The organism is Halobium salinum (assembly GCF_026586625.1).
Classification (GTDB): Archaea; Halobacteriota; Halobacteria; order Halobacteriales; family Haloferacaceae; genus Halobium; species Halobium salinum.
Map to the genome: position 1 here is coordinate 77,816 of NZ_JAODIW010000007.1, position 26,405 is coordinate 104,220.

Here is a 26,405-nt window from a genome sequence, read left to right on the forward strand (position 1 = left end):
TCAACGACGGACATTACATTTCCGAACTCGTCTACGGATATCCTTGCGATGCTGGTAGCGCTGCTGTTTGGCATGTTCGCTCTCGTATTCCTTGATGCAATTTTGAGAGAGTCGTTCCTGGACAGCACGTTCTTACGAGCATGCAGCATACGGTTCGTCATGCGTGAGTTCGTTTTCACACTTGCCTACGATCCCGGGACGAACGCCGTCGCGGACGTCCTCTCCGCTGCACCCGATACTCGTATCCAGTCACTGTCCTGCCACGTCTCCGCGGAGCATCTCTGGCGCGTCGACCACATTACAGGCTCCGAAACAGTCCGCGACGACATCGTCACTGCAGTCACAGACGGAGATTACTACCCGGATTGCCTCGCACGACGGGACTGCGATGCGGACTGGCAGACCCAAGTCCTCGACGAATCCGGAGATACGCTCGTCATCTACTCCTACTGGACGCGGACGCCCTCCTGCATGTCCATCCCCCACCTCGCGCTCGAGCATTTCGGTGACGGGCTGATCTTCGAGACGACGTGGACAGAGCGACGATACGAGTGGCGCGTGATCGTCCCAGGCAATCCCGAGTTTAGCGCCTTCCACGACGACCTCACGGCCGAAATCGCCGAGACGACGGGTGTCGAAATTCGTCGCATCACGAATGCACCTGCCTTGCCGGAGCGAGATATCGACGACCAGGAGCCAGCGTTGTCCCCTGAGCAGGACGCCGCGCTTTGCGCTGCCGTCGACGCCGGGTACTACTAAACGCCACGAGAGATCGAAGCCTACGAGTTCGCGGACCGGCTCGGCATCCCAAGTTCAACATTCGCCTATCGACTTCGTCGCGCAGAGTCACAGCTTGCGCTGGCCTATGCCGACGCAGGCCGTTCCGACACTGCGACTGACGAGGACGGCTGACACCGAGGAAGTTGCTGCACAGCAACCGTACCGCTTTGCCCGCAGCATGACTACTAGAGGTAATGACTCAGGATTCGGGTGGCCCAACGGATCCACCAGAGGACCCCCCAGCAAATCTCGCTATCAGTACCGGACATGGATTGTCCGTCGTGTCCGGAGAAAATCGCCAACAGCGTTTCGACGCTCGACGGTATCCACGAGGTCGATCCATAGGTGATGAACGGAACTGTCACTGTCACCTACGACCCAGACGACACCGACGTCGACGCCATTGAGAAGCGAATTACCGCTGCAGGGTATCGGATTGAATCACCAACTGAGACGCAGTGCCGTCGTGGCCGGCCAGGTTCTCACGCAGCCCCAGATTGGTCTGTAAGCCCCAGTAGGCGTTCTCGTGTATCTCACAGCCCTCACCCCGAGCGAGCGAGGAGGGAGGGATAGTACAGACGCTAATGACATCGTGATCCCCCGCGATTCGTGGAAACGCTGACCGCAGAAGACTAGTGCAGTATCCATCCCTACAAGTGCCCTCGCGTCCGTAATTGACTATGGTAGATCTGATTTCTCTCGGCGGACTGCTCCTCGCCTTCATTCTCGTCATCATGAACGGGGTCTTCGTCGCTGCGGAGTTCGCGTTCGTCAAAGTCCGTCCTACGCAGGTTAACGCACTCGTCGAACGCGGCAAACCGGGGGCAACACTCGTCCAGGAGGTCATCCAGAATCTGGATGACTATCTGGCTGTCAGTCAACTCGGTATCACGCTCTCCTCGCTTGGTCTCGGTTGGATCGGTGAACCGGCCGTGGCAGCGCTCATCGACCCCGTTCTCGGTCAGTTTCTTCCTGCGGGAGCGGTCCACCTCGTCGCGTTCGTCCTGGGATTCGGCTTCATCACGTTCCTCCACGTGGTGTTCGGCGAACTCGCGCCGAAGACGTTCGCCATCCAGGAGGCCACGCGTGTCGCGCTCCTCGTCGCCCCACTCATGAAGTTCTTCTACTACGTGTTCGTGCCCGGTATCATCGTCTTCAACGGCACGGCCAACTATTTCACCCGCCTCGCTGGTGTCTCCCCGGCCTCCGAGAGCGAGGAAACCCACACCGAATCTGAGATTCGGATGATCCTCACTCGCTCGGAGGAGACGGGACATATCGACCTCGACGAGGTTGAGATGATCGAGAGCGTCTTCGAACTCGGCGACACGATCGCCCGTGAGGTCATGGTTCCGCGTCCGGACGTCGAGACCGTAACTGCCTCAATGCCGCTCTCGGAACTCCGGTCGGTTGCCGCTACCGGGACGTACACGCGCTATCTCGTGCTCGACGAGGACGGGAATCAACCGCTTGGATTCGTCCACGCCAAAGACATCCTGCGAGCGAGCGAAGCCGGAACGGACCCGGACAGCACGGTCACGGCGCGTGAGCTCGCACGAGCGGTCCTCACGGTCCCGGAAACGCGTCGGATCGACGCGATACTCGCCGACTTTCAGACGCGTGGGGAAGGCCAGATGGCCGTCGTCGTCGACGAGTGGGGTGTCTTCGAGGGCATCGTGACCATCGAGGATATCCTCGAGGAGATCGTGGGCGACATCCAGGACGAGTTCGATACAGGAGCCCAGGAGCCTTCGATCGAGAAGAGAAACGACGGAGCGTACGTCGTCGACGGAGGGGTACCCGTTCAGGAAGTGAACGACCGCCTCGACACGCGATTGGAGAGCGACGATGTCGAAACGATCGGTGGGCTGGTCTTCAGCCGTCTCGGCAGAGTTCCCGAAGTAGGCGATCAGATCCAACAGAACGGATACGTCCTTCGGGTCGAGGCCGTCGATGACGCTCGAATCGAACGGCTCGTGATTCACGAAGCTGAGACAGGTGAAGAGACGGACAATGAGTAGTCAATTCGAAACGGAAATGAAAACGAGCCCAGCGCGGTCCAAGAGCCGCGATTCGGATTGTCAGATTAATTACTGCAGGCCGGATTATCGCCGTTCGATCCCTACTATATTAACCCACTATGCCCGCTCAACAGCTTTCCACGTCCCGAAGCCGGCTCGCGCCAGAAGACGATTCTATCGGAACTCGAAATCTGAAGTCTCTGTCTTCGTGTTTCGGGAACTGGGCGTACTGCCTCAAACCAAGTAGGGTTCTCTCAGCAGTCTCGTAGTCTGTTTGCTAGTACTCCGGATGGAACTGGCTCAGAAATGGAACAAAGTTACAGTGTCGCCCGTTTGGCGACGACGTGAACCTTGAATTAGGCGCGAACGACGTTCGTCGCGCGGGGGCCCTTGGGGGCCTGTTCGATATCGAAGTCGATCTCGGTTCCTTCCGTCAGATCTTCACCGCCAACGTCCTCCATGTGGAAGAATACGTCGTCGTCAGAGTCGTCAGTCGTGATGAAACCGTAGCCGCCAGTGTCGTTGAAGAAATCAACCTTACCGTTTGCCATTGCAACTAAAACCAGACCGCACCCACGGTTAAGACTTCCGTACTCGTCTTACTATCCGAAATATTTTTGGACAAATATCCACAAAATGAACAATTGGGGGCATGGATGGCCACATGGGTGGTTCGCAGGAGAAAAATCGCCTTGTTCGACAGAACGCTCCGGGGCTTCTGAATAAGTCATACTTTCTCTTTTGTGCTGTTCAGGTGCTTGCTCACTCTCTGGGTATCGACTGCCGTTCGATCAGAGTGTTCGTCGGAACTGTCTTCTGCGAACTGTCTTGGGAGCTACTGGTTCGAGATGGCTCCGCAGTCTCCTCATCATGAGCGAGCGTTGCGCTCTCGAACGACTCCGAGGCAATCGCCTTGAAGCTCTATAGAGCGTTCAGCCACCTGATCCGTACTGCGGTGCGAACTCTTATCCCCAGACATCCGCTCTGTTCCTAGATGGACGATGTTTTCGTCGGGAGCCTCATGTCTTCGCCAGTCCACACCGTAGGTACCGACACGTCACTTCGGAATGCTGGAAGACTGATGCTCGAACACGGTATTGGCTCGGTCATCATCGTTGACGACGACGGTCAACTCGAAGGCATTCTCACAGCAACTGATTTCATTAGAGTCATCGCGGACGGAGACCCCGACCCGGACGCGACTGTCGGAGCATCGATGAGTACAGACGTTACCACAACTACCGCGAACGAATCCATTCGTAGTGTCGCGGATTTGATGCTCGAATATGGCTTCCATCACGTCCCGGTTCTCGATAACGGGGATGTCATCGGTGTTATCACAACAACAGACTTGGCGGCGTACATTTCTCGCGGAGAGGAACCGGGTCCGAACGATGCGACCAACGAGTAACTATCTTCGGAGCGCACAACGCATCTGTTGGAATTCTCGAACTGGCAGTCACCCCGTCTCGACGGCTTGTCACGCTCAATAACCAGCTGGTGTACATACCAGTCCTTTTCCCGCGTCAGCGTCTCTATTTGGTGTGCCCTTCTCTATCGTTTCGTTGGCAGTCCTGGCCCTCGGCCTCCCGTCCGTAACGGCCGAGATGCTCGTCGTTTTTGCAGTTATCCTTCTCGCACTCGTGTTGTTCGCCACTGAGTGGTTCCCCATCGACGTCACCGCGATTCTGGTGATGGTGCTGTTGATCATATTCGAGCCCTGGACACAAATCTCCCCGCGTGAGGGAATCTCTGGCTTCGCCAATCCAGCCACAATCACCGTCCTGGCGATGCTCATCCTGAGTACCGGAATCAACCGAACCGGCATCGTCCAGCTGCTCGGTCGGAAGATGGCCGCGTTCGCGGGAGCCAACCGACGCAAGCAACTCGCGGCGACGATCGGCATCACCGGCCCCACCTCGGGACTCATCAACAACACGCCGGTCGTCGCAATCTTGGTCCCGGTGATCAACGATCTCGCACACAACGGGAAGACCTCACCGTCGAAATTGCTGATGCCGTTGTCGTTCGCCTCGATGCTCGGCGGCACGTTGACACTCATCGGGACGTCGACGAACATCCTCGCGAGCGATATCGCAGCCCAACTCGGGGCGGAGTCTCCCGAGCTGGGTCTACACGCATTCGGGATGTTCGAGTTCACCAAACTCGGTCTCGTCGTGTTCGCGGTCGGCTCTCTCTATCTGATGACGGTCGGCGTTCGATTGCTCCCCGAACGGATTCCCGCTGACGAGGACCTCGTCGAGGAGTACGCCCTCCAAGAATACCTCGCAGACGTCGCTGTTCCAGCGAACTCGTCCTTGGTCGGGCAGACGGTCGAGGAGGCACTGGGGGACGACGAACTCGATATCGACGTGTTACAGCTGATCCGATACGGTGAGCGCTTTTCGGAACCGCTCGCTCGCAAGGAGATCCGCGAGAACGACACGCTTCGGCTCAGGACGAATCGGGAGACGCTCGAACACATCATGGACGCAGAAGGCCTCACCTTGACGGGTGGCCCCCGAACTGAAGACGATCTGCATCCTGAGGACGAAGAACCCGTGCTCGTCGAAGTCGTCGTCCCGTCGGGGTCGTTCCTCGTCGGTGAGACGCTTTCAAGTTCGTCGTTCCGACAGCGCTACGACGCGAACGTCCTCGCCTTCAGAACCCGGGGTGACGTCGTCCGGGACCGGTTCGAGGACATCCGTATCCGGGTCGGTGACACGCTCCTGATGCAGGCACCGCCCGACAGTCTCACTCGCCTCGTCGAGAACCAGGACTTCATCGTCGCCCACGAGTTCGACGAGGTGACCTATCGGAGCGACAAGATTCCGTTTGCGGTCGGAATCATCGCCGGCGTCGTCGCGCTCCCGGCACTGAACATCCTGCCGATCGTCGTCTCTGCGTTAGCAGGGGTCGTGGCGATGGTCTTCACCGGGGTTCTGAAACCGACCGAACTCTACTCGTCCGTCGAGTGGAACGTGATCTTCCTGCTCGCCGGCGTCATCCCCCTCGGGATTGCGCTCCAGCAGACGGGGGCCGCTGCCCTTCTGGGAGACGCTGTCGCCTCGACGGCGACATTCTTGCCGGCGATCGGTGTTCTGTGGGTGTTCTATCTCGCGACCGGGCTGTTGACGAGCGTCATCAGTAACAACGCAAGCGTCGTGTTGATGATTCCCGTCGCGGCCAGCGCGGCCCAGTCGATCGGTGCGAACGCGTTCGCGTTCGTCCTCGCCGTGACATTCGCCGCCTCGACGGCGTTCATGACGCCGGTCGGCTACCAGACGAACCTCTTCGTCTACGGGCCCGGTGGCTACACGTTCTCAGACTTCATCCGCGTTGGTGCGCCGTTACAGTTGCTCCTGTCGGTCGTAACAACCCTCGGAATTGCGTTCTTCTGGGGTGTCCGTGTCTGATCTCTGTGTTATATCTCTCCCCTGAACGACGACGCAGGAATACTGAGATTCCTTGTGTTGCACGATGTGGGTGCAGAGAACATGCCATGGCCGAGTGAATCGCCTCACTCGTTTTCGAAGTGCGGGTCAGTCATCTTCACTGTATAGACACGTTCTCTCGGGATGTACGTGTACTCGTCGTCGCCGTGGTGAATCTGCCAGTGGTCCTCTCGGTAGTTCAGTTTCTCATCGTCGATTTCTTCCGACACGGTGTCGCCGTTGTCGCCTTGATACACAATCGTCGCCATGAACGACAGTAGGCGGGCCGCGTGGATAACGTGGCGGGTTATCAAGAGGTGCTAGATTGTAGTTCGGCGCTGTCCTATAGTCTAGAGACCACCATGCGCATCGTACTCTCACTCGGCGGGAGCATCCTCGTGCCAACCCTTGACCAAGCGCAGTTTCGAGAGTACGCAGCCGTCATCACAACACTCGCCGAGGAGCACGACGTCTGTGTCGTCACCGGGGGCGGATCTCCTGCACGCGAATTCATCGATGTGGGGCGAGCTCTCGGTGCGAACGAAGTCGAGCTTGATCAACTCGGTATCGGGGTTACTCGGCTAAATGCCCGACTTCTCATCGCGGCGATCGGCGACGACGCCGTCTTGACGCCTTCAACAGACTACGAAGCGGCGGGCAAAGCGCTCCGCTGCGGCGACATCGTCGTCATGGGTGGAACAGCACCCGGTCAAACTACTGACGCGGTGAGTGCGCTCCTTGCTGAGTACGTCGACGCAGAGCGTCTCATCTATGCGACGGACGTGCCTGGGGTCTTTAGCGCGGATCCTCACACGCACCCAGACGCAGAGCCATTCGGCGAGTTACGCGCGAGCCAACTCATTACCCTCATCCTCGATATCGACACTACTGCCGGGAGTCGTGTACCGATCGACCTTCTCGCCGCGAAGATGATTCAACGTGCACACTGCGAAACCGTGGTTATTGATGGAACCGATCCAGAGAACATCCTCACCGCTGTCCGAACCGGCAAATTCGAGGGGACGAGAATCATCTCGGACGGGGCTGATGACATGACTCCCGCTGAAACATGATGGTTGTTAACCCCGTGGAGAGCTATATCTGAGTATGTCGCGATACGTGGCTTCCTTCGAGATTGACTCGCAAACCGATTCGTATGCCGCTCGACGCATCCTGGAGCGAGTATACGATACGATTCGAGAGGAGTCATCGAGCGGCCGGGAGGACTCTGACGACACAAGCGAACTCCTCGAATCGTTCAAAACGCTCCGAGATGCAGCGAAACGTCCCACCACAGGCAAACTGACGATTACTTACGAACAATACGACGACGAATTCGAAAACTGAGTTCGCAGAGCAACCGTTACCGGGAAAGACACGCAATCTCAGTCGACAATCCGCCAGCGCCCTCCAAGTTTCTCACGTTCGCAATCAGTATGTTTTCCATTCCGAAAGACTGTCACACGACCATTCTCTTCACTCAGCGTTATACTGGCAAGCACCTCTTCCCGGAGGGACACTTCTAACGCACTGAGATGTTTGGTTCCCATCCAATCGGCATAAGCGAGGGGTGGCTCTTCGACCACTTCAGTAGCATTTGGAGTCCGAACGCGAACCATTTGTTCTTGGATCGTCCTATCCGCGGCAATAACGACTGCCCCATCGCAGCTGAATGCCACGTTGCGGGCTGCGTCGATGAACTCATCGGATGAGATGGCGACTGACCGACACTGATCGACGGGCCACGTGTTGTCTCCCAGTGGATCGGTATATCTACCGAAATCGATGTCAGCGACGACAATAAAATAGAGACTCGGTCCGGTCACATATGGTTCATCCCACCGGCTGAAGGAGAGACTCAAACTCTCCGCGACATATCTGAGGATGTCGATAGTTTCTGGGATTGTGGCATACTCCGCTTGACCGTTGTTGGCTTCTATGATGATTGTCTCACCGGCATACTCGATTTACATGGAGAATCCGCTTGAATGCTCTGCCCGTGATAGAGACTACTAAAGTACACCAACGTTACCCACACGCCCACCACACATAGACGTTGTACAAACACTCATTCGTCTTGCATCCCTTCTAGAACCATGGCCGAATTTCCAGACGAGCGACAGCTCGTACTCCGTGCACGGTCCCAGTTGGACCAGTGGACGAGAAATGCCCGAATGGAGGCGTACACTGAACTGTTCGAGGGTGACGACTCCATCCTCTCGTCCGAAGAGATGCAACTGCTCGACGCGCTCGACTCCGAGCTGGAACGAGAGGGCGGCGATGGTGTCTGGGGAACCGATCAGTACGGGATTCACACAGCGGGAACCTCGAGTTCGGATACCTCACTCGGCGTCGTCTGTGTGTACCACCCACAGATCACCAAAGACTCCGTCCTTAGAGGGGCCGAAGACCTCGACGACGAGACCGAAGAGCGACTCAACGCTGCACTCTGGAGATACAGTGAACGGGTTGCAACACTCATCGAAGCGGAACTCGACGAGTTCGCCCGTCAGACCCAGGAGTAAATCCTGGCCAGGTCCACTTTCGGATGATCGTACGCGTCAATTTCATCCGGCGGGGAAATCCCACCATCAACGGCGCAGCGGAAACCATTCTTGGCTCTATCTATCCGAGACGTTCACACCGTCGAGGGTCCACACAGTTATCCGAACCGGGCGCCTATCTCTAAGGATGACAGATGGCAAACGGGGCCGAAACGAGAACCCAGACCGCGAACAGCGACAACAGCCAGAGCGGACGCGAGAGGAGGTACGTGACCGCTCCCGTGAAGCCCGAGCGATGAGCGGCGACCCTGGTGGGCGGCTTGGCGGCCTCGATGAGGTACTCGAAGCCCAGGACTATCCAATCACGACGGACAAATTGGTCGAAGCCTGTGGCGATTACGAGATCGAAACCCAGGGCGGGACGGAATCCCTCGAAGAAGTGCTTGCTCCAACCGATAACCAAACGTTCGACTCCGCCGACGATGTACGAAGCCGGATACTGGGACTGATACATCGATAACCTGGAGTCTCGATATCAAATATTGCCCGCCTTCGCCCTGTAAATAGCTCTCGTCCGACGCTTCGGCTATCGTCTCAGGAGTCGAGACGGTACTGCTTGGGATGCGGCCCGTGTTCATCACCGCGGCAGTCGTCGGGATCTTCGTCGCCACGGTCTGAGAGATTCCCTGCGCTATTGCTCTCTTGCTGGCTGGACTTTCCGTCTCGATACTGGGGGTGGCCACCGACCTGCTCGCCATCGCCACTCGACTCTCTCACGGCAGTATGTTCCTGGCTCTAGCTCTCCCCCTCTCCTCTTCGAGGGGACGACTACCACGGACCTTGCCCAGTACAGGCACTACTTCGGCCCATTCTCAACCTGCCGACCGCTGGCCTGCTGGTCTCTATTGGCATTCTGAATGCGCTCGGTCAGTACGTATTCGGCTACCCACTACTGGTCTCGCTTCTCTTCGTCGTAACGGCACTCCCGACAGAGCCTCATATGGCACTCACCAATCAGTTCACGACTGACGGTGTCGGGTCGGTGAGCTCCTCCGATTACTCCTCGTCACGGGACTCGTACGTGTTTTCGGACGTGTCGTCGGCGAAGAATCCGAACGTCTCGTCGTCGCGCAGGAGATAGTCGTTTTCGAGCACCTCCGAGACGATCCGGCCGAGGGTGTCGAGTTCCAACTCGATATCGTCCACGACTTCAGCGTCGAGTACGTCGCGAGCCGCTTGCGGAAGCGTCGGCGACTGGTAGCCGACCTCGTCCGTCGTGGCGTCCCAGTAGAAGTCGAAGTCTTCGATGAGGTTGTACTCGACGACTGTCTCAAAGGTGGCCAGGGTCAGCCCAGTCTGGGCTGCCCACTCCTCGAACGCATCGTTCCACGCGCCGTTCGCCAGGATCGTCTCAATCTCTTCGCGACGATAGTCGTCTTCTGGGTCCTTGACCGGATTATCCATCGCTTCGTACTCTCCTCTGGGCTGTGGCCCGTGAAGCGATGGCGCGTCCGGGACCGAAACGTCGAGCGTCATTCGTACGTATTTAGCTGTCCATCGAGAAATGCGCTCTGCCACAGGTGGTGGCTGGCTTCTGGCAAACCCTCTCTTGTCAGATTACGTCGCGCGACCACCGACGACCTCATCGATAATTCGAGGGGGCGAGCACGCTCGACCATCTATCGGGTGGGCCCCGTGCCTCCAAGGAGAACGGTCAGAACGGAGCGTCCGCACCGACTCCCCGAGAAGAGGGCTCCCGTCGCCAATCGAATTGAGTAGCGACAGGAACTGGCGATGCTCGTATACGACCGATTCCTGGTCAGAGGAGCACGACCTGTGCCAGTCCAAGGAAGATGAAGAACCCGAGGACGTCAGTCGCGGTCGTGATGAAGATGGTCGCCGACGTGGCCGGATCGTAGCCGAGTCGATCCAGTACGAGCGGAACGAGTGCGCCGAAGAACCCGGCGATGACGAGGTTCAGCACCATCGCGATGCCGATGACCAGTCCCAACAGCGGACTCTGGTTGAACAGGGTGGCGATGACGGCCACGATAACGCCGGTAATCACGCCGTTCACAGCCCCCGCAAGCACCTCGTTGCCGATGGCGCGCCTCCCTGTTCGAAGTGAGATCTGCTCTAGTGCGATGCCGCGGACCGTCACGGCCATCGACTGCGTGCCGGCGTTCCCACCCATCCCGGCGACGACCGGCATGTAGATTGCCAGTAGCGTCAACGCCGCGATCGTGTCTTCGAATAACCCGACAGTCGCCGCAGCGAGAAAGGCGGTCCCGAGGTTGATGATGAGCCACTTGTACCGCCGGCGAACCTTCTCGAAGGCGCCATCGAGAACGCTCTCCTGCTCGTCGACACCAGTGAACTCATAGAGCGTCTGGCCGGCTTCTTCCTCGATGGCCTGTAAGAGGTCGTCCGCATAGATGACTCCGAGAATGCTGTCGTCTTCGTCGAGAACGACGATTTTACTCTGTGGGTTGGCCCTGAACACCTCGATGACCTCCGAGTCGGGCTGTTCGTATCGAACAGTGGGAGCGGGTCGAAGATACTCGGTGATGACCGCCGACCCGTGACCAGCCAGGGCTAAGGTATGGCCAGGTAACTCCCCTAACACCTCGTCACCATCGGTGACGAAGACGGTCGGGAAGCGTCCCGTTCGGGCCTCGTGACGTCGGACGAGCCGTGCCACCTCCTCGAACCCCTGGTCCTTGTCGACGGTGACGTAGCCGAGATCCATCATACCGGCGGCGCTGTCCGGACTGAACTTCAAGAGGAACTCGATCCGCTCCCTTCGGTCGGTTTCGAGTTGACCGAGCACGGCTCCCTGAGTGTCCTCGTCGAGTAATCCAACCACGTCGGTCGCATCGTCGGGATCAAGTCTGCGGACGAATCGCCGTACCTCCTGACGATCCATGTCATCGAGTACGTCTCGCTGGACCGACTCGGGTAGCTGGAAGAATACGACTCGTTGTCGTGTCCACGGTAGTGCCTGGAACTCCGCACCTGGTGTCTCCGAGGCAGCTATCTGCTGTTGGACATCGATCGTGAATTCTTGCATACGGTTACCCCCTCTCGCGTCGCATGAATCTCGGAAACCGACGTGACGTAGCGGAATCCGGAGTGTTTGAACCAATAGTAAGTGAGAGGCTGCACATAGCCTTCCTACCCTCGAGATCGCTCGTGTTCTGGGGCAAGGTTGAGAAACACGTCGTTCTCCGCGCCACACCGTGGGCAGGTATGTACGAAGTGGAGACCATCCTCATCACGTTTTTCTATCCGCCATTCCGACCGGGCGCGGGCGACGTTTCCACACTCTTTGCAGCGTTTAGGATGATCCTGGAGGTACGTCTCCATGAAGTCGATGAATGACTGCGTTCCATGGCGGTGCGTCGGCATACGTTGTTCATTCGAGGTGTAGTCGTATCAGCGTGTTCACCCCCCTTTGGCACTATTTACCCCCCGAGCCACCAGCCGTAGAGCTGTGCCTGCTCGTCAGTGTTGGGATGCTTCTTCGAGTCGCCGTAGGTTTTCCCCTTGAGGAGTTGGCGTTCGACCGCGTTCGCGGCGAGTCGAAGCGCGTGAGCGGCACCATACCCCTCGCCATCGGCCGTAAAGTAGCCGCGGTCGGTGACCAGTCGAATCCGTGCCAGCACCAGCGGCACGCCTCGGCTTTGTTCCTTATGCTCCTGCAGTTCGATGCTGGCCTTGATTACGCTCATCTCACCGTATTTCGAGGCCATGCTCTCGATTAATGCGGAGACATCGTCGTAGTCCATCCCCTCCAGCAGGTCGAGCCCAAACACCTGCACGGCGTTCCGATCATCGCGCTCCCAGGTGAGCGCCTCGATGACGTCCGTCTTCGTGATGATACCAATCGGCTCGCCGGTGTCGTCGGCCGTGACAACGAGCGAGGAGATCTCCTGTTCGAACATCGTCTCGACGACGTCGTCAAGCGGCGCGCTCCGCTCGACCGTCGCGACCGCGTCGGACATCAGGTTCCGGACCGGGAGGTCGAGCATCCGGTCGGCGTCGCCCTCGCGCGAGCCGAACCCACCGCGGTTCTGTCCGCCACCACCGTGGCCACCGAAGCCGCCCGACGACCCACCCTGGCTCTTGCTGCCGCCCCGCGTCGTGAACTCGATGACGTCGTACAGGCTCAACATTCCCGCGAGGTCATCCCCGTCGACGACCGGAAGATGGGCGATACCGGCTTCTCGGAGCATATTGAGCGCTTTCCCGATCGTGGTCTCAGGGGTCGCACTGACCAATTCCGCCGTGTAGGCGTCGTCGACGGTCGCCGCGTCAAGAAACGGACGGACGGCCTCGAGGACCGCATCTGCGGTCACCACACCGACGACACGGTCGTCGCGGAGTACGGGGAGCGTTTTGGCGTCGCTCCCGATCATGAGTCGCGCGACTTCGCGGACGTCCTCGGTGCGGTCGACCGTCGGGACGTGCTGGACCTGTGAGCCGACCTTTGCAGAGGGCTGATTGGACGAGGACGCCAGCTGTCGGCGATTCACGATGCCGCGATACTCGTCGCCGTCCGTTACGATGACGGCATCGAGCTCCTGATTCTCGAACGCCCCGGCGACTTTCGAGAGAGGGGTGCCGATGTCGAACTCGGTAAACTTCGTTGAGAGTATCTCGGAGATATCCATGGGTAACTCTCTAGTGTGAGGGGTGCAGGACGGTTATGCCTGTCCCAGCCCTGATATTTGACGGAGGGACGCGCGAAGTGATGTTTGGGTGATGTATCTAACTGCGTCGGCCGTATGCATTGAGACAGGCAGTCTCAACTACTGCACGAGGGAGGACACTACGAGACTGGGAGCTTGACGATCACCGTCGAAGAGACTATTCAACAGTACGACAACACCGGGACAGCGCCGTCAGTCCTGTTTTTCGAGCGCCGGCGATGGGTGCCGGCGCAGCGAACACTGACGTAGAGCGTAGTCGCGTGCGTCGGCAGAGCAAGGTGAAAACCAATGCATATGGTCATTTACACGCTCGTAGAGGCATCGACGCGAGACGACGCCCTCGCCACTGGCAAATCGGTGTTCGACCGGCTAGTTGGAGTCGACCCGCACGCTGGCGCCGTCTTTGACTACTACGTCACATTCGATGATAATGAGACGACGGTCGCTGGCCCTGCCCGCTGGGGTAATCTCGCCGTGGCCGCTCCCGTGGAATCAGATGAGGGGGAGGAGCTACTGGAACGCGGCTGGGAAGCGACGAAAGAAGAGTTCGAGCGTAATCTCGAACGGGTGAAGGAAGCTATCGACGAACTCTCCGACGAGGAGATCATGCGCGACGAGGATCTCGCTCGGCACGCGTTCCATCAAGTCGGCGCGTACGACGGTCCGTCGGTGTTCCTGTACGATCAGCACGCGAGCGGCATCCGGCATCGCGAGCACCTGGATCGGCTCCTCGAAGAGAGTGAAGACCTCTGGATTGTCCCCGCTGACGTCCACTTCTAACCGATGCCCCGAATCACCAACTGGACGCGAGAACGTCGCATCCCGTCGCTCGCGTATCGAAACACCGAGACTGGAGCCCGAGCTGTCCTCCATCGTGCACCGGATTCCTACCGGTACAAATGGCGTGGCGCAATCCTCGTCGACGGCTATCCGGTCTGGTCGCGTGGCTTCGAGACGAAGCAGGCGACAGTCTTTCGGGACGCTCTTCGAGACAGACCACTCCCCGAGTTGAGCTGCCCTGAGTGCCCGAACGACGACGTTCTCGTCGGTGAGAAAGCAGCTGACGGGGCGAAGGTACAGCGCTGGTTCGACTGTCCGGATTGTGGCTACGAAGCTCGCTCGAAGATCGTCTACGGCGCTGAGCGCTGAGGTCACAAGATGTCCAGCAAGAGTGTTTTTCTGGGGCAGGAGGGGTGGCCCGAGTCATAGGGCCAGATCTACAGATGAGTCTGGACGTCATCGACCGCTACAGCGAAGCACTGTTCGAGTTCCTCTGGTGTCCCGTCTGCGGGCACGAGGTGTTCAGCCACATCCCCTTCGAGGGGGTGTTCTGCAAGCACTGCAACACGCAGGTTGAACTCCAAGAATCACATGAGGATCGTGGCTACGACGAAGCGGTCCTCGCCTGCTTCGATACCGCGACGACCTGGAATCTCCACGTCGACGAAAAACTTCGTCGCGACCTGCCTGACGGGTCGGCGAGGGTGAAGATTCTCGGCGCACCGGGTGCCTACGAGATCGACTGGTGGAGTCCCGAACCCAGCGAGGACTGGGACGCGGTCGAGCGCGGTGAGTTCGACAACATCGAAGAACCTGACGAGGTGGCGCACCTCGCGTAGGCACTCCCGAAGAATCCACTCGGTAGTCGATCGAGTGGTTCGTAGTAGAGTGGTCGTCTATGCTGTCTCGGCCTCGAGTCGATCAACCAGTCCGTCGCGGAATAGCTGTCGCGTTCGGTCGGGACCGGTGATGGTCAGCACCGTCTCCTCGTACGGTGGCGACACTGTGAGCTCGTACTCGGCAAACGCACAACACTGCAACTCTGCCGAGATGAACTGCGCAGCTGCGATGAGCGCCTCGTCAGCTCCGTCGAACCGAATCGTCACGCCGTTTTCACACTCCTCAAACCCGAGATAGGTGGTGATGAGACGCGAACGAACCTCCTCACTTCGCTCTCGCTCCTGTTCTTCGGTGAGCGTACATGCAACCTCTCGTGACGGGTCGTTTTGGCTCATGATACACAATTACTTTGAACACGGCAGTGTTTATACTGTCAAGTCCGAAGTATTGGACCAAGTGCGGCGAATGAAAGCTATGGCAGAAACACCAGACTCGTCACCTGACGTCCAAGAGATACAGAATATCGAGGCCACCTGCTACTGCCCGTTGGGTGGTGTGATGGATCTGCTCAGTCGGCGGTACGCCATGCAGGTGATCTGCGTTGTCGGCGCAATTGGGCCAGCGAGATACGGCGATATCGAGAAGACCTTCGGCCAGGTGAGCAGTTCGACACTATCCACCCGCCTCGATGACCTCGTCGAGGCAGGGTTGCTCTCTCGAGAACAGTACGCGGAGATTCCGCCTCGCGTCAAGTACGACCTTACCGAGAAAGGTGAGGAACTCCGTGAACGACTCGATCCGCTCCTCGAATGGGCAGAGACACAGGACGACTCCGTCTAACGCCTACCGAGGACGGCTGAACCACTTCGCGAGTCCGGCACTCGTCGTCATCTCGACGATGCCGAAGACAACGGCAGGGAGTGTAGCTGCAGTGGGAAAGCCCGCACCAACGAGTAGGGCGGCTGCAACGGCGAAGTCGCGCATCCCAATCGACAGCGTCGCGGCGATACGCTCGCCCCGTGTGAAGTTCCAGCTGACGAGCCAGCCAACGACGTAGCCACCACAGTTGAGAACGACCGCAGCGGCCGCGGCGAGGAGAAGGACGTCCCCGCCATCGCGAACAAGTGAGGCGTTCGCCGCAGCGACGATGCCGATGATGAGAATCACCATGAGTCCCGACACGGATGGATAGAGCTCGTCGTATCTGCTGATGTGGTCGGGCCACCGATACCGGGCCGCGACGGCGAGACTCATCGGAATGACCACTGCAAGCAACAGCTGTTCGACGATAAGCACCGGCTTGACGGTGACTGATTCTCCCAGGAATACGGTGACGACGCCCGGGACTATCACGAGTGTTCCGAGGCCGACTACCACGAGAACCACCGTCGAGAGCGCGGTATCGCCGCCGCTGAGTTCGGTCATCGTCGGCGTCACGAGTTCGGGCGTCACCGCGCCGAGGACCACGAAGCCGGCTGTGAGCGCAGGACTGAGACCAAGTATCCGGGCGATGACAAACGCGAGCAGTGGCATCCCGGTCTGGACAATGAGAATTATGAGCAGCGCTCGTCCGCGGAGCTGGCGGAATCGTTCGGGTGCGAGCGTCAGTGAGACCGCACCGATCATGACGGCGAGGATCGGTGTCGACAACGGCGTGAGTACGGCCACTGACGGAACGACCAGTCCGATTCCAACCGAGAGCAGCACCCAGAGCAGTAGATAGTCGTCGACGAGAGCCGCAGCACGAGTCACGACGCTATCCGACATCAATGAAGGTAGTTCGTCCATTCGTGGTTTGGTCGTTTGTATTCTGAGTTGTGACTGGGACCGCTTAGAGTGGTTTTTCGCCCCCAGAGGGGTGCGGGGGTGCTCGAACGAGCATCTCTCGAACAAAACGATGAGTGGAATCAACGACTCACACTCGCACGAACAGAGAGGCGTCTCAGATGACGTCGACGTCGTCTACGTCGGCTACCGTCGTCGAGGCCGCGCCATAGTCGAGAAACAGCCTGACCAGGAACAGCTCACACTCGATCGAAGTCTCGAGTTGGTGGACCACAGTCCGAGCGGATTCGAATGGGGATATGGTGGTAGCGGACCAGCCCAACTCGCGCTCGCTCTCCTGCTCGATTACACCGACGGCGAGGAGGTCGCACTCGCGGAGTACATGGCCTTCAAGACCGAGGTGGTGAGCCAGCTGGAGTGTACAGAGCCAGACGGCTGCTGGCGACTCACCGGGCGTGAGATCGATGCAGCCCTTCGTGAGATAGTCGGCGAACCAGTCGCACCGTCCGTCAACTAACGTTCAGAGAGCAATCCATGCCAGAACCCACCCAGCAGTCCCGTACGAACACAGAATCGACCGAGAACAGTGAGCGACAGACTCCTACTGAATACGTCGAGCGAAGCGATGTCGGCGTCTCACTCACTGTGAAACTCACTCGCGGCACTGGCACCCGCGATCAGGATAAGGTCACAGCGAAAGTGAAGGCGAAAACGCTCGATGAGGCCCGCGAGGATATGGAGACGCTTCGGGAGTACATCCACGACCTCGCCGAGGACGCTCGCCAGATCCAACCAGAAGACGACGAGTAGCGAGCGGGTGCTGTTTTTCGTCGCCTCAGGAGACGTGGAGGCGACCAGGAGTGAGCGATACAGAAGAGCACGATCCAGATTCGAGCGACCTATCCCCGGAACAGCGCCTCGACCCACCGAATACACGACTCATCAACGCAGGTATCGCGACGATCAACGACATGGAAACGCTGCGAGCGTGCGTTGCCTATGAGAACGCCCACGGGCAACGCGTCCAAATTCTTCGCCGGCTCGATGACCGAGCCAGCGAGCTTCGGTCAGAAGACACCTAAATGGACGCTCACGGGCTGTTTGTCGACGCCATCAGAGGTGGAGGCTTCGAACTAGATGAGCGACCGACCCGAGATTGAGATTCAGCGACAGACTGCGTTCGGTGAGGACGGCCAGCTCGAACTGGCCGAGACGAGCGTCGAGACATCGCTCGAAGACTTCGGTGCAGACGTCGATCATCGCGACCGCGATTTGCGGCTCGCTCGACCCGAGGCTAGTGAGTTCGGTGTCGACGACCGGCCAGAGGTAGCGCAGTCCTCAACAGGAGACCAGTCGACGCTCTTTGCGGATACTGACGCCGACCAACAGACGCTCACAGGAGACGAGGCAGCATTGCAGTGCCTTTTCGGAGATTAACCAACACGCAGTCCCATTTTCTACTTCCGTTGGTTAATACTAGCGAGGTCTATCTTGCCCCGGAGAGCCCTGCGGGGCGACGGAGTCCCGCAGGAGACTCCTCATGGCCATTCACGACAGCGCAGACCCAGTTAGCAACAGTACTACTGAGACACACACTGACGCCCGACAGGCGGCGTACGTGGCGTTCCTCCATCGGGTTCCGTTTGCGCTCGATGCGCTGGCCCTCGGCTTCCTCCCTGGGTTTCGCGAGGACTGCACGTATCAGCAGTCGCAATTCGATACCCTCGAGTGCCCGGTCGGAATGCTCGATAACGATTTTCGGAATCCCGATCTTGATCGGTACGTCGATCGAGCGCTCGAGTACGAGCCCGACGTGGGTGTCATCGGTGACGCCTACGACGCTGCAGAAGCACAGTCGTACGTCGATACGATTCGAGAGCTCCAAGGGAGTCTTGCCGAGACGGAGTTCATCATCGTCCCGAAATGCCGGGCCGCCATCGAGGCAATTCCCGACGATATCGTGCTTGGTTACTCGCGAGGCTACGCGGAGACGCTCGCACACGAGTTCTCCGCCCCCGTCGATTGGCGGGGACGTCGCGTCCACATCCTCGGTGGTAGCCCACCCAAGCAACTCGAAGTCGTGGAGCAGCTCACCCAACCAACGCTGACGGGTGACCCGCCGGCCGACATCGTCGGCCTCGACTGGAATGGTCTACATCGCGGAGCACAGTTCGGCGAGTTCTGGACAGCCGACGGCTGGGACGACAGTGGTCGCGACGCTGACCACGTCACGGTCCGAAAGACGGTCCGGCATAGTCTCAGCCGGCTCAAAAAATTCTGGCAGGACCACGGCGTCTGGCCCGATTCGACACCCCAGGTGGATGAGACCGAACTCACCTATTCCGGGCCCACACTAGGCGATATCGAAAGCGCGGCGTGTACTGAGTGTAGCGCCAACGTCTGGACGACTGATCGTGGCCCATACGTCGCCGAGTACGACACAGGAGCAGTCTGTGGGTACTGCTGCTATGAGTGCTACTTCTCACATCGGCATCGGAACAACCTTGAGGAGGTCGCCGGTGATCGGAGCGTCTACATCCCGCCTGCGTGACGCAGCGTCCTGTTTTTCGCGCCCTCCGGAGAGGACGAGGGCGTGCTAGATCAGGCCCTCCGAGATGGTGATTTCCGTGAGCCAACAACAGCAGTCGAACGACGTCTCGATCGATGCAATTCCAGTCGACGTAGCGAACAGCCAATCAACCAGGGTCGAACCAGAAGATGTCCCCGAGGAAATTCGGTCGATTACGCAAGCGCTCGCGTCCGAGCAGCCACCGACGAATCCGCTCGTCGCGCTGAAGGCCGCCCGCTGGTGGTATATCCACGGCAAGGGCGGCACTGATCCAGTGTTTCAGTGGGCCATCGAGTGGACGCGGCACCTCGCGACCGACAGACCCAGCGACGTCGACCAGTTCGATTCATTTCTCGACTACCTCGTCACAGTCGGCTTCGCTGATGCGAAACAAGCCCTCCGCTAACCGCCGTCACGAGTTTTTTGTGCGCCGTCAGGGGCGCGGCGCGGGCTGAATTGAAGCGATCCAGTAAGGCGAATTTCAGAACATCATGGCTACGACTAGTGACTCGTCGGCCTCCTTCGAGGAGACCGACACACGAACAGACGAGATGCAAAGTACGATTGAAGCATGGATCGACGAACTCGTTGGCGACGTTGATGCGGCGCAGGCCAGCGATGAGTTCCAAGAGTGGCTCGACGTCCAGAGTCGGTTCCACGACTACTCCCATCGCAACACGCTGCTCATCAAACTCCAGTGTCCCGAGGCGACGAAGGTCGCTGGCTTCAACACCTGGCGGAATGAGTTCGACCGGCACGTCCAGGAGGGCGAACAGGCGATCTGGATCTGGGCACCGATCATTACGAAGCAGTGCCCCGAATGCGAGAACTCGCCCAGTTACCACGAGAACACCGACTGTGAGTACGACGAGACACCACCCGAAGAGTGGTCGAAAGGGCTCGTGGGATTCAAACCGGCCGCTGTCTTCGACGTCTCCCAGACCGAGGGAGAGCCGCTTCCCGAGCTAGAAACTGAGGCGACAGGCGACGCTGAGGACCTCGTACCCGCCCTCACAGACGCAGCGGATGATCTCGGCGTGACGGTTCGCATCGTCGACGCTGACGAGTGGAAGCACGGCGACGCAAAGGGCGTCTGCAAACAGCGGGATATCCATGATTTCACGCCGATCGTTGAGGCGAAAGGACGGACGAACCAGGCCGACCTCGCAGTTACGCTAATTCACGAGTTCGCGCACGCGCTGCTCCATTTCGACGTCGACGACGAGGCCGAACGGTCAAAGCGCGAAGTCGAAGCAGAAGCCGTCGCGTACATCGTTGGTCGGTATTGCGGCCTTGAAACGAGCGGCTCAGCGTTCTATCTCGCCGCGTGGCAGGATGACGAACCAGAGTCGATCCAAGATCGTTTCGGACGGATTAGCAGCACCGCAGAGGAGATCATCGACGTGATCGATGGGTAGGTCAGTGTAGCGCGTCGATGAACAGCTCTCCACGTCGCCGTGAGTTTCTATTGCGCCGCGGAAGGGTGGCGGCGCGCGTGATCGTGCGTCGACCAGGGTAGAACGAATCCATGACTGAACAGTACCTCACGACGGTTCTCGACGAAGCCCGCCAGACAATCGAGAGCCATCCGCAAGTCGGCTACGGAACCGAACAGCCACTCCACGAACACCTGCGTTTCGCGGTACTCCGGCTGCTGGAGAACGAGGCTGAAGACACCCATACGGGCGAATCACGTGTTCCAGGGATCACGGTCGGGTACGGGAACGATGCGGCGATGTTCGATCACTGGAGAGACGAGGTTGAGTGGTGGACCGACATCGAACCGCAAGAGCACTGTACTCGGTTTCGCATCTTCTACGAGCAGTTAGACCAGGACGAGTTGCCGCGACGGGCGTTGGAGGTGATGACGGCGCTCGGCGCGTGGCGCGTCTGGGAGGGGCCAGCTGCAGCGTGTGGCTCCTACGATCACCGAGGGCGACGCGAAGCACACTTTCTCCTTCACTACAATCACCCGATCGAGGAGCACCTTGCTCGCCTCGTTGAACCTGACGACTCCGCTCTCGCCCCGGACGGTGGATGGGTAGCAAACAGAGACCGCCAGAGCGCCATCCAACCAGAGACAGATACGGTTTCGGCAGAACCGTCAGCCGATGAGCTCGCACCGCGAATGCGGCGAGCATGCGACGAAGAGATGGACGTCTCACTCTTGAGGAAGGGCGGCGTGTACGAGGTTCATTCAGAGTCCGGGAATTTCTACGATGTCGATGTCGCCGCTGAGACGTGTACATGTCTCGACTGGCAGCGACGCGAACCTGAAGGGGGCTGTAAACATATGCGCCGCGTCGATATCGAAATCGATGCAGGGAACGTTCCCCGACCAGACGGACGCCTCCCTCGCACAGAATCGGAACAGCAGCCAAATTCGACACTGTAGGCTGTCAGCAGACTTAATCTTATTCTTAATATTAAGAATGGGCTAGACCAAAGCCCTGGGAAGCTAGCGTTGCGTCAGCTGCTCCTCAATATCACGCATGAACGTGTTTGACCAGCGTATTACCGATCTCGTGGAACTCGCTGATGCCGCCTCTTGGGAAAACGACCGGCCACGAGTTCCAAACCAAGCAGTGCGTTAACACTATTTCTGGGACTCGTCGCTCATACGAGTGAACTCCGCTGTCCCATACGTCGTCTTTTGGCCATCGCCTTGCTCCGAAGCACGGGCAGGCCCAGTGTAGTAATAGCCCACGAGTCGGTCGTTCGATTCCCGATACGTGAACCGTGTCGTCCCGTCGTATGGTCCTTCGTCTGCCGCCTGCTCGTCAACATCTGCACCCTCGTTCTCGAATAGGTATGAGAGCTTTGGATGGAGCGTCCCCTCGGTCTGGAAGTTGGCCGCCGTGCTGACCGACTGAGAACGATCTGTTTCGAAGTGGATGATGATCTTGCTCCACGTCTGCTCGATGTCCAGTGTAGCCGTCATCGGCCGATGGCCTCCGTCGGCGAGGTAGTCGTCTGAGATTTCACCCTCGTAGCTGGTCTTGATTTCGCCCTCCCAGTGGCCAGTGAGATCGGGAACGGCGGCAATGAAGTCTGGCATCCAGGCCTTGTTCCACAGCCGTCGGTCGAACACTCGGCGAAACAGGCCGAACACAACCCCGAAGGCGAGACCGGGAACTATCAGTGATGGAATTTCGAACGGGATTTGCTGGTAGAGCCACGGGAAGACGTAAGCGTTCAGTGCGATCACGACGACGAACGCGACGACGCCCAGGGTCGCTAGGAACGTCGGGCGGAACTCGTTATCGCTAGAATAGACGTGCATTTATGCTGTTGGTGCTGGCGTTCTCCCAGTACGTTTCCAAAGCATCGACGAACAGCTTGGCGTGCCAGGTGTCCCACTTCGTGCGGCCACGCCCGAAGAGATCGGTCACACCATTTTGGCACTTCCACCCGGAGAAGTCCGCGTCCTTCAGGTAATCGACGATCTTGACATACCGTTCTTGCAGGTCGTCCACGTACCGGCCCGGTGGGACGTTGTACAGGAGACACTCGATGAAGTAGGACGCTACGATGTCGTCGGTGATGTACCCGTCCGCGACGATCTCCTTGCGGGCGTTCTTGAACATCCGCACAGTCTCTTTATACAGGTCGTCGGTGTCGTCCTGCTTGTCCGATCCGTGGTCCTTGTGTCGCGTCGGATAGTTCACGACCGAGGAGATCGAATCGGTCGGCCAGAAAAGGATCCCATCGTACCCTTGGGGATAGTTGTAGTAGTGCTTGTACTGAACGCATACCAGCACGTCGGCGTCGAGTGGTAGACCCGGTGCCGAAATCTCGATAGCGTTCCCGGACGGGTCGAACGTCCCCTCAGGGTAGGTGTCCTGCAGAACGCTCAGCACGTCGTCTCGGAACTCGTCGTAGTCGTAATCGTAATCTTCGACATCTACATCCTCCTGGTCTTCCGGGTCGAGGTCGTGGAGGTTGAAGTACTGGAACTCGTCGAGGCGAACGACGATATCGACGTCGCTCGAATCGCGGATGATCGTGTGGTTCGCGTACGACCCTTGGAGGAAGTCGTGGAACTCGACGTCAGCGAGCGTATCGCTGTCGTTGAGCGCGTTCCGGATCTTCTTGTGAGTTTTCTCCGCTGATTTCACGGCGGCTCGCTTCGGGTCGGTCCAGCTTTCGAGGGTATCCTCATCGATTGCCATAGCCACCACCAAGAGAAATTGGCAGAGTTTCGATAGGAGACGGGACGGTCACGATTCTAATTGCCTGCTACGGTCCCTTAACGGTTCGCAGAGCACGGTGGAAGTGGAATCGGGGGGGTTTTAGCGGTCGGTCAGAAAGAGGCGTGTAACTCCCATTAATGCCGATAGATACAGGGACACTGGAATCGTGGGCGCAATACGAGAGCGGCCCCATCGATTCCGCGAAGCGGACCCACAGCCGAATCCAGAAGGAATTGCAGTCCAGCGAAACGCTCGCCCACGCGGACTTCGACACCTATCTGCAGGGCTCCTATGCGAACTACACCATCGTCCGGGCCAGTTCCGATGTGGACATCGTGGTCCAGCTTACGGACATGTACTACGTTGATCTGTCCGGGCTCAGCCCCGCCGAGCGGGATCATTGGCGGCGCAACTCCGGCGACCCGGACTACAGCTGGCACGAGTTCCGGTCCGATGTCGTTGACGTACTGGAGTCGCGCTTCGGCTCCTCGGCTGTCGATCCGGTCGGGAAAGCAATCGAAGTGGAAGCGGGTAAACTGCCGCTGGACGCCGACGTGCTCGTCTGTGCGGACCACCGCGACTACTACCACTATCCGAACGGCTACCACTCGGGCATCGCGTTCTTCAACCTCAACAACACGAAGATCGTAAACTACCCGAAACAACACATCAACAACGGCAGCACCAGGCAGTCAAGCACCAGCAACCGGTTCAAAGAGACCGTGCGCATCTTCAAGCGCGCACGGAACTACCTCGTCGATAATAACGAACTGAACAAGGAGAACGTCCCATCGTACTTCATCGAGAACCTCCTGTACAACGTCCCAGACGGACGATATACCTATAACAAACAGGACCGAGTCGCGAAAATTCTCCGATACCTGAATTCGACGGACTATAGTGACTGGACCTGCCAGAACGGCATCACCGACATATTCGGGTCGGGCCCCGCGGAGTGGAACACCCGGTACGCGGGCCGGTACATCGACGCGATGGTCACACTCTGGGATAACTGGTAACCTATGCACACGTACTCCACGGACAATGATCTCCGCCCGAAGATATACGGCGGCCTGGCTTTGCTCGCCTACGGCATCACGATCCTCGTCGAGCTGGTTACCTCGGCGCTCTCAACTGTCCTTCCATTTGCGGCGGGATTCGTTGTCTCATGGGGACTCGCCTTCGCTGCTGTCTGGAAGATCCACGACCGGTGGTTCTGGAAGACTCGAATCGCCCAGGCGCTCGGTATCACTTGCGTTCCAAATCTTAACGGGAAGTGGGAGGGGTGGATCGTCACATCGTATGAAGGAGAAATCCCCGACGAGGCGCTTCATCCCGATAACGACCACAGCCAGGATGGCCAGAAACTGAAGGCCTGGCTTGACATCGATCAGACGTGGCGAAAGATCAACGTCCACTTCGAGACGACGCAGACGCCTTCAGACAGCAACGGTGCGACGATGCTGACTGACGAAGGAAAGTGGCCAAGTGTCAGTTACCAGTACGAGAACGAGGGCTCGCCACTCGTCAAGGGGCTGAACATGCACTTCGGAACTGCGTCCCTCGAATACCGTGATGAGAGCGACACAGAGACCCTCGAAGGGCTCTACTACACTGGCCCTGGACGTGAGAACAACGGTCTCATGTACTTCGAACGGGCTGACTGACCGGAACATCTTTGCCATCTTGACAGACACTACCGATTATGACTGAGACGAAGAAGTGCCCCACCTGCAACGGGAGTGGTGCAACGGCTGACCCGCAGACAGGCTACGGTGACTGTCCCAAGTGCAACGGATCGGGGACTGTCAGTCGCGGGATGCACGAGAAGTTGACGCAGGGCCAGCGCCAGACACTCGGGGGTGCGGGCGGGGCCGCGGCTGGTTTCGCCATCGGTGGGCCAGCCGGTGCGTTGATCGGCGGTCTGGCGGGTCTCGTCCTCTCGACTGACGACGATGACGATGGCGTTGGCGGTGTCTGACCCTCTGAGTCTGGTTCGAAGCCCGACCGAACAGTACGATTTTTGTGTTTGAAAACCACGGCGAGTGATAATGGATACGTATTTGGAAGATATCGCGGCTCAACTACGTTCTAACTCGCCAACTCAAATAGAACTTTCAACAGACGACGCGGAGATTTGCGATCTCTGGCAGAACGGTGACCCCGATGTGGCTCTCGACCACCTCGTTACCGTGTTTAACCGGCGGGGGCTTGGAACGGGTGATGTCGTTATGCTTCCGGTCCATGAGACAGACCACCCCGAGCTGACGGGTGAGTATATCGCCTATCGGAAGGACGAGTACGGCGAAGCACTGCATTACTACGACACAGAAGGAGATCTCGACGAATTTATTGAGTTCGAAGAGGCTGCTCGGTCGGGATTGGCTTACAGACTCAGATTTTGGGATCGCCATTTCGATCTGCCAGACGACGTCGAGTTGGATTTGATCGATGATCGACCTCCGTACAGATCTGAGCCGATTACCGCTCAGCAGGCCTTGGACGACGAGGACTACACCGATTACGTCAACGATACGCTTCAATTCGTTCGGACTGAACTCCTTCGAACCCATGAAGAGGAGTTAGACACGGTCGTTAGCCGAGGGGTAGAAGTTGAGAGTTCGGGTGGTGGGAAGATCCAGTCCGCGCGACCGAGAGTCCAAGGTAGCGAAATCTCCTGTAGCGTCTACGTCCCACCTGCGAATTCGCCCGGGCAGAGGGGTCGTGTTTAGTTTGGAGAATTGAACCAGGCAGCGAACGCTTGGAGCCAGTTTTCAGCGGTTTCAG

37 protein-coding genes are annotated in these 26,405 nt (G+C 58.5%); 27 read left to right on the plus strand and 10 right to left on the minus strand.

Annotated features, from left to right (window positions below):
- Positions 1-48 precede the first annotated feature (48 nt).
- From N5095_RS11915 to N5095_RS11920, 4 genes are all read left to right on the plus strand, one after another.
- Positions 49-759 (plus strand): transcriptional regulator, encoded by a 711-nt coding sequence (locus tag N5095_RS11915; RefSeq protein WP_267623103.1) that lies wholly within the window; start codon positions 49-51, stop codon positions 757-759.
- Between the two features lie 12 nt (positions 760-771).
- A complete protein-coding gene (locus N5095_RS22560; protein WP_390203111.1) occupies positions 772-912 on the plus strand; it encodes a helix-turn-helix domain-containing protein in 141 nt (46 codons plus the stop codon).
- 78 nt (positions 913-990) lie between these two features.
- Positions 991-1,125 (plus strand): heavy-metal-associated domain-containing protein, encoded by a 135-nt coding sequence (locus tag N5095_RS22565; RefSeq protein ID WP_390203097.1) that lies wholly within the window; start codon positions 991-993, stop codon positions 1,123-1,125.
- 335 nt (positions 1,126-1,460) lie between these two features.
- Positions 1,461-2,801 (plus strand): hemolysin family protein, encoded by a 1,341-nt coding sequence (locus tag N5095_RS11920; RefSeq protein WP_267623104.1) that lies wholly within the window; start codon positions 1,461-1,463, stop codon positions 2,799-2,801.
- A 356-nt stretch (positions 2,802-3,157) separates the two neighbouring features.
- On the opposite strand, the gene N5095_RS11925 is transcribed toward N5095_RS11920, so the two are convergent.
- Positions 3,158-3,352 carry a cold-shock protein gene (locus tag N5095_RS11925; RefSeq protein ID WP_267623105.1) on the minus strand — a complete coding sequence of 65 codons (195 nt, stop codon included), beginning with the start codon at positions 3,350-3,352 and terminating at the stop codon, positions 3,158-3,160.
- Positions 3,353-3,795: 443 nt separating this feature from the next.
- On the opposite strand from N5095_RS11925, the gene N5095_RS11930 reads away from it, so the two are divergent.
- Positions 3,796-4,212: a CBS domain-containing protein gene (locus N5095_RS11930; RefSeq protein WP_267623106.1), complete on the plus strand. Its 417-nt coding sequence runs from the start codon at positions 3,796-3,798 to the stop codon at positions 4,210-4,212.
- Positions 4,213-4,408: 196 nt separating this feature from the next.
- On the plus strand, positions 4,409-6,217 hold the full coding sequence (locus N5095_RS11935) for an SLC13 family permease (protein ID WP_267623138.1): 1,809 nt from the start codon (positions 4,409-4,411) through the stop codon (positions 6,215-6,217).
- 104 nt (positions 6,218-6,321) lie between these two features.
- Here the strand turns inward: N5095_RS11935 and N5095_RS11940 are convergent, their stop codons facing one another.
- The gene (locus tag N5095_RS11940; protein WP_267623107.1) at positions 6,322-6,504 is read right to left on the minus strand and encodes a hypothetical protein; all 183 of its coding nucleotides are present in this window, start codon (positions 6,502-6,504) and stop codon (positions 6,322-6,324) included.
- Positions 6,505-6,597: 93 nt separating this feature from the next.
- Here N5095_RS11940 and pyrH point away from each other — a divergent pair, with 93 nt between their 5' ends.
- Positions 6,598-7,308 carry a UMP kinase gene (gene pyrH, locus N5095_RS11945; protein ID WP_267623108.1) on the plus strand — a complete coding sequence of 237 codons (711 nt, stop codon included), beginning with the start codon at positions 6,598-6,600 and terminating at the stop codon, positions 7,306-7,308.
- Positions 7,309-7,342: 34 nt separating this feature from the next.
- Positions 7,343-7,582, plus strand: coding sequence for a hypothetical protein (locus N5095_RS11950; RefSeq protein WP_267623109.1), 240 nt, complete (start codon positions 7,343-7,345; stop codon positions 7,580-7,582).
- A gap of 38 nt (positions 7,583-7,620) precedes the next feature.
- On the opposite strand, the gene N5095_RS22630 is transcribed toward N5095_RS11950, so the two are convergent.
- Positions 7,621-8,061: a diadenylate cyclase gene (locus N5095_RS22630; protein WP_308203538.1), complete on the minus strand. Its 441-nt coding sequence runs from the start codon at positions 8,059-8,061 to the stop codon at positions 7,621-7,623.
- Between the two features lie 270 nt (positions 8,062-8,331).
- Here N5095_RS22630 and N5095_RS11960 point away from each other — a divergent pair, with 270 nt between their 5' ends.
- Positions 8,332-8,760 carry a DUF7539 family protein gene (locus N5095_RS11960; RefSeq protein WP_267623110.1) on the plus strand — a complete coding sequence of 143 codons (429 nt, stop codon included), beginning with the start codon at positions 8,332-8,334 and terminating at the stop codon, positions 8,758-8,760.
- Between the two features lie 166 nt (positions 8,761-8,926).
- Positions 8,927-9,259, plus strand: coding sequence for a DUF5789 family protein (locus N5095_RS22570; RefSeq protein ID WP_390203101.1), 333 nt, complete (start codon positions 8,927-8,929; stop codon positions 9,257-9,259).
- A 536-nt stretch (positions 9,260-9,795) separates the two neighbouring features.
- On the opposite strand, the gene N5095_RS11970 is transcribed toward N5095_RS22570, so the two are convergent.
- The gene (locus N5095_RS11970) at positions 9,796-10,275 is read right to left on the minus strand and encodes a DUF7992 family protein (protein ID WP_267623112.1); all 480 of its coding nucleotides are present in this window, start codon (positions 10,273-10,275) and stop codon (positions 9,796-9,798) included.
- Positions 10,276-10,558: 283 nt separating this feature from the next.
- Positions 10,559-11,809, minus strand: coding sequence for a magnesium transporter (locus N5095_RS11975; RefSeq protein ID WP_267623113.1), 1,251 nt, complete (start codon positions 11,807-11,809; stop codon positions 10,559-10,561).
- A gap of 23 nt (positions 11,810-11,832) precedes the next feature.
- Between N5095_RS11975 and N5095_RS11980 the strand changes: the two genes are divergently transcribed.
- Positions 11,833-12,120, plus strand: a complete 288-nt coding sequence (locus tag N5095_RS11980) for a hypothetical protein (RefSeq protein ID WP_267623114.1) — start codon at positions 11,833-11,835, stop codon at positions 12,118-12,120.
- Between the two features lie 83 nt (positions 12,121-12,203).
- Here N5095_RS11980 and N5095_RS11985 read toward each other — a convergent pair whose 3' ends face one another.
- The gene (locus N5095_RS11985) at positions 12,204-13,412 is read right to left on the minus strand and encodes a CBS domain-containing protein (protein WP_267623115.1); all 1,209 of its coding nucleotides are present in this window, start codon (positions 13,410-13,412) and stop codon (positions 12,204-12,206) included.
- 327 nt (positions 13,413-13,739) lie between these two features.
- Between N5095_RS11985 and N5095_RS11990 the strand changes: the two genes are divergently transcribed.
- The 3 genes from N5095_RS11990 (at position 13,740) to N5095_RS12000 (ending at position 15,070) form a co-directional block, all read left to right on the plus strand.
- Positions 13,740-14,231, plus strand: coding sequence for a DUF7995 family protein (locus N5095_RS11990; protein WP_267623116.1), 492 nt, complete (start codon positions 13,740-13,742; stop codon positions 14,229-14,231).
- A gap of 3 nt (positions 14,232-14,234) precedes the next feature.
- Positions 14,235-14,600, plus strand: coding sequence for a DUF7568 family protein (locus tag N5095_RS11995; protein ID WP_267623117.1), 366 nt, complete (start codon positions 14,235-14,237; stop codon positions 14,598-14,600).
- Positions 14,601-14,674: 74 nt separating this feature from the next.
- Complete coding sequence (locus tag N5095_RS12000) at positions 14,675-15,070, plus strand: DUF7567 family protein (RefSeq protein WP_267623118.1); 396 nt, start codon at positions 14,675-14,677, stop codon at positions 15,068-15,070.
- Positions 15,071-15,127: 57 nt separating this feature from the next.
- Here the strand turns inward: N5095_RS12000 and N5095_RS12005 are convergent, their stop codons facing one another.
- Complete coding sequence (locus tag N5095_RS12005) at positions 15,128-15,466, minus strand: Zn-dependent oxidoreductase (RefSeq protein ID WP_267623119.1); 339 nt, start codon at positions 15,464-15,466, stop codon at positions 15,128-15,130.
- A gap of 79 nt (positions 15,467-15,545) precedes the next feature.
- Here N5095_RS12005 and N5095_RS12010 point away from each other — a divergent pair, with 79 nt between their 5' ends.
- The gene (locus N5095_RS12010; protein WP_267623120.1) at positions 15,546-15,911 is read left to right on the plus strand and encodes a winged helix-turn-helix transcriptional regulator; all 366 of its coding nucleotides are present in this window, start codon (positions 15,546-15,548) and stop codon (positions 15,909-15,911) included.
- Positions 15,912-15,914: 3 nt separating this feature from the next.
- On the opposite strand, the gene N5095_RS12015 is transcribed toward N5095_RS12010, so the two are convergent.
- The gene (locus tag N5095_RS12015; RefSeq protein WP_267623122.1) at positions 15,915-16,838 is read right to left on the minus strand and encodes a bile acid:sodium symporter family protein; all 924 of its coding nucleotides are present in this window, start codon (positions 16,836-16,838) and stop codon (positions 15,915-15,917) included.
- Between the two features lie 130 nt (positions 16,839-16,968).
- On the opposite strand from N5095_RS12015, the gene N5095_RS12020 reads away from it, so the two are divergent.
- From N5095_RS12020 to N5095_RS12055, 8 genes are all read left to right on the plus strand, one after another.
- Positions 16,969-17,373 carry a DUF6166 domain-containing protein gene (locus N5095_RS12020; protein ID WP_267623123.1) on the plus strand — a complete coding sequence of 135 codons (405 nt, stop codon included), beginning with the start codon at positions 16,969-16,971 and terminating at the stop codon, positions 17,371-17,373.
- 17 nt (positions 17,374-17,390) lie between these two features.
- Positions 17,391-17,666, plus strand: coding sequence for a DUF7389 domain-containing protein (locus tag N5095_RS12025; RefSeq protein ID WP_267623124.1), 276 nt, complete (start codon positions 17,391-17,393; stop codon positions 17,664-17,666).
- A 50-nt stretch (positions 17,667-17,716) separates the two neighbouring features.
- Positions 17,717-17,938 (plus strand): DUF8129 domain-containing protein, encoded by a 222-nt coding sequence (locus N5095_RS12030; RefSeq protein WP_267623125.1) that lies wholly within the window; start codon positions 17,717-17,719, stop codon positions 17,936-17,938.
- Between the two features lie 55 nt (positions 17,939-17,993).
- Positions 17,994-18,293, plus strand: coding sequence for a hypothetical protein (locus tag N5095_RS12035; protein WP_267623126.1), 300 nt, complete (start codon positions 17,994-17,996; stop codon positions 18,291-18,293).
- A 103-nt stretch (positions 18,294-18,396) separates the two neighbouring features.
- The gene (locus N5095_RS12040) at positions 18,397-19,407 is read left to right on the plus strand and encodes a DUF6610 family protein (RefSeq protein WP_267623127.1); all 1,011 of its coding nucleotides are present in this window, start codon (positions 18,397-18,399) and stop codon (positions 19,405-19,407) included.
- Positions 19,408-19,483: 76 nt separating this feature from the next.
- Positions 19,484-19,831: a DUF8013 domain-containing protein gene (locus tag N5095_RS12045; RefSeq protein ID WP_267623128.1), complete on the plus strand. Its 348-nt coding sequence runs from the start codon at positions 19,484-19,486 to the stop codon at positions 19,829-19,831.
- 85 nt (positions 19,832-19,916) lie between these two features.
- A complete protein-coding gene (locus tag N5095_RS12050; RefSeq protein ID WP_267623129.1) occupies positions 19,917-20,843 on the plus strand; it encodes an ImmA/IrrE family metallo-endopeptidase in 927 nt (308 codons plus the stop codon).
- Positions 20,844-20,953: 110 nt separating this feature from the next.
- Positions 20,954-21,820, plus strand: coding sequence for a hypothetical protein (locus N5095_RS12055; protein WP_267623130.1), 867 nt, complete (start codon positions 20,954-20,956; stop codon positions 21,818-21,820).
- A 201-nt stretch (positions 21,821-22,021) separates the two neighbouring features.
- Here the strand turns inward: N5095_RS12055 and N5095_RS12060 are convergent, their stop codons facing one another.
- Both N5095_RS12060 and N5095_RS12065 read right to left on the minus strand, forming a co-directional pair.
- On the minus strand, positions 22,022-22,708 hold the full coding sequence (locus N5095_RS12060) for a Cap15 family cyclic dinucleotide receptor domain-containing protein (protein ID WP_267623131.1): 687 nt from the start codon (positions 22,706-22,708) through the stop codon (positions 22,022-22,024).
- Positions 22,692-23,597 carry a nucleotidyltransferase domain-containing protein gene (locus N5095_RS12065; RefSeq protein WP_267623133.1) on the minus strand — a complete coding sequence of 302 codons (906 nt, stop codon included), beginning with the start codon at positions 23,595-23,597 and terminating at the stop codon, positions 22,692-22,694. The genes N5095_RS12060 and N5095_RS12065 overlap by 17 nt, the downstream gene beginning before the upstream one ends.
- A 158-nt stretch (positions 23,598-23,755) precedes the next feature.
- Between N5095_RS12065 and N5095_RS12070 the strand changes: the two genes are divergently transcribed.
- The 4 genes from N5095_RS12070 to N5095_RS12085 all read left to right on the plus strand — a co-directional run bounded on the left by N5095_RS12070 (position 23,756) and on the right by N5095_RS12085 (position 26,350).
- Positions 23,756-24,637, plus strand: a complete 882-nt coding sequence (locus tag N5095_RS12070) for a nucleotidyltransferase domain-containing protein (RefSeq protein ID WP_267623134.1) — start codon at positions 23,756-23,758, stop codon at positions 24,635-24,637.
- Positions 24,638-24,640: 3 nt separating this feature from the next.
- Positions 24,641-25,285, plus strand: coding sequence for a Cap15 family cyclic dinucleotide receptor domain-containing protein (locus N5095_RS12075; RefSeq protein ID WP_267623135.1), 645 nt, complete (start codon positions 24,641-24,643; stop codon positions 25,283-25,285).
- Positions 25,286-25,323: 38 nt separating this feature from the next.
- On the plus strand, positions 25,324-25,599 hold the full coding sequence (locus tag N5095_RS12080; RefSeq protein ID WP_267623136.1) for a hypothetical protein: 276 nt from the start codon (positions 25,324-25,326) through the stop codon (positions 25,597-25,599).
- 70 nt (positions 25,600-25,669) lie between these two features.
- Positions 25,670-26,350 (plus strand): Fic family protein, encoded by a 681-nt coding sequence (locus N5095_RS12085; RefSeq protein WP_267623137.1) that lies wholly within the window; start codon positions 25,670-25,672, stop codon positions 26,348-26,350.
- Positions 26,351-26,405 lie beyond the last annotated feature (55 nt).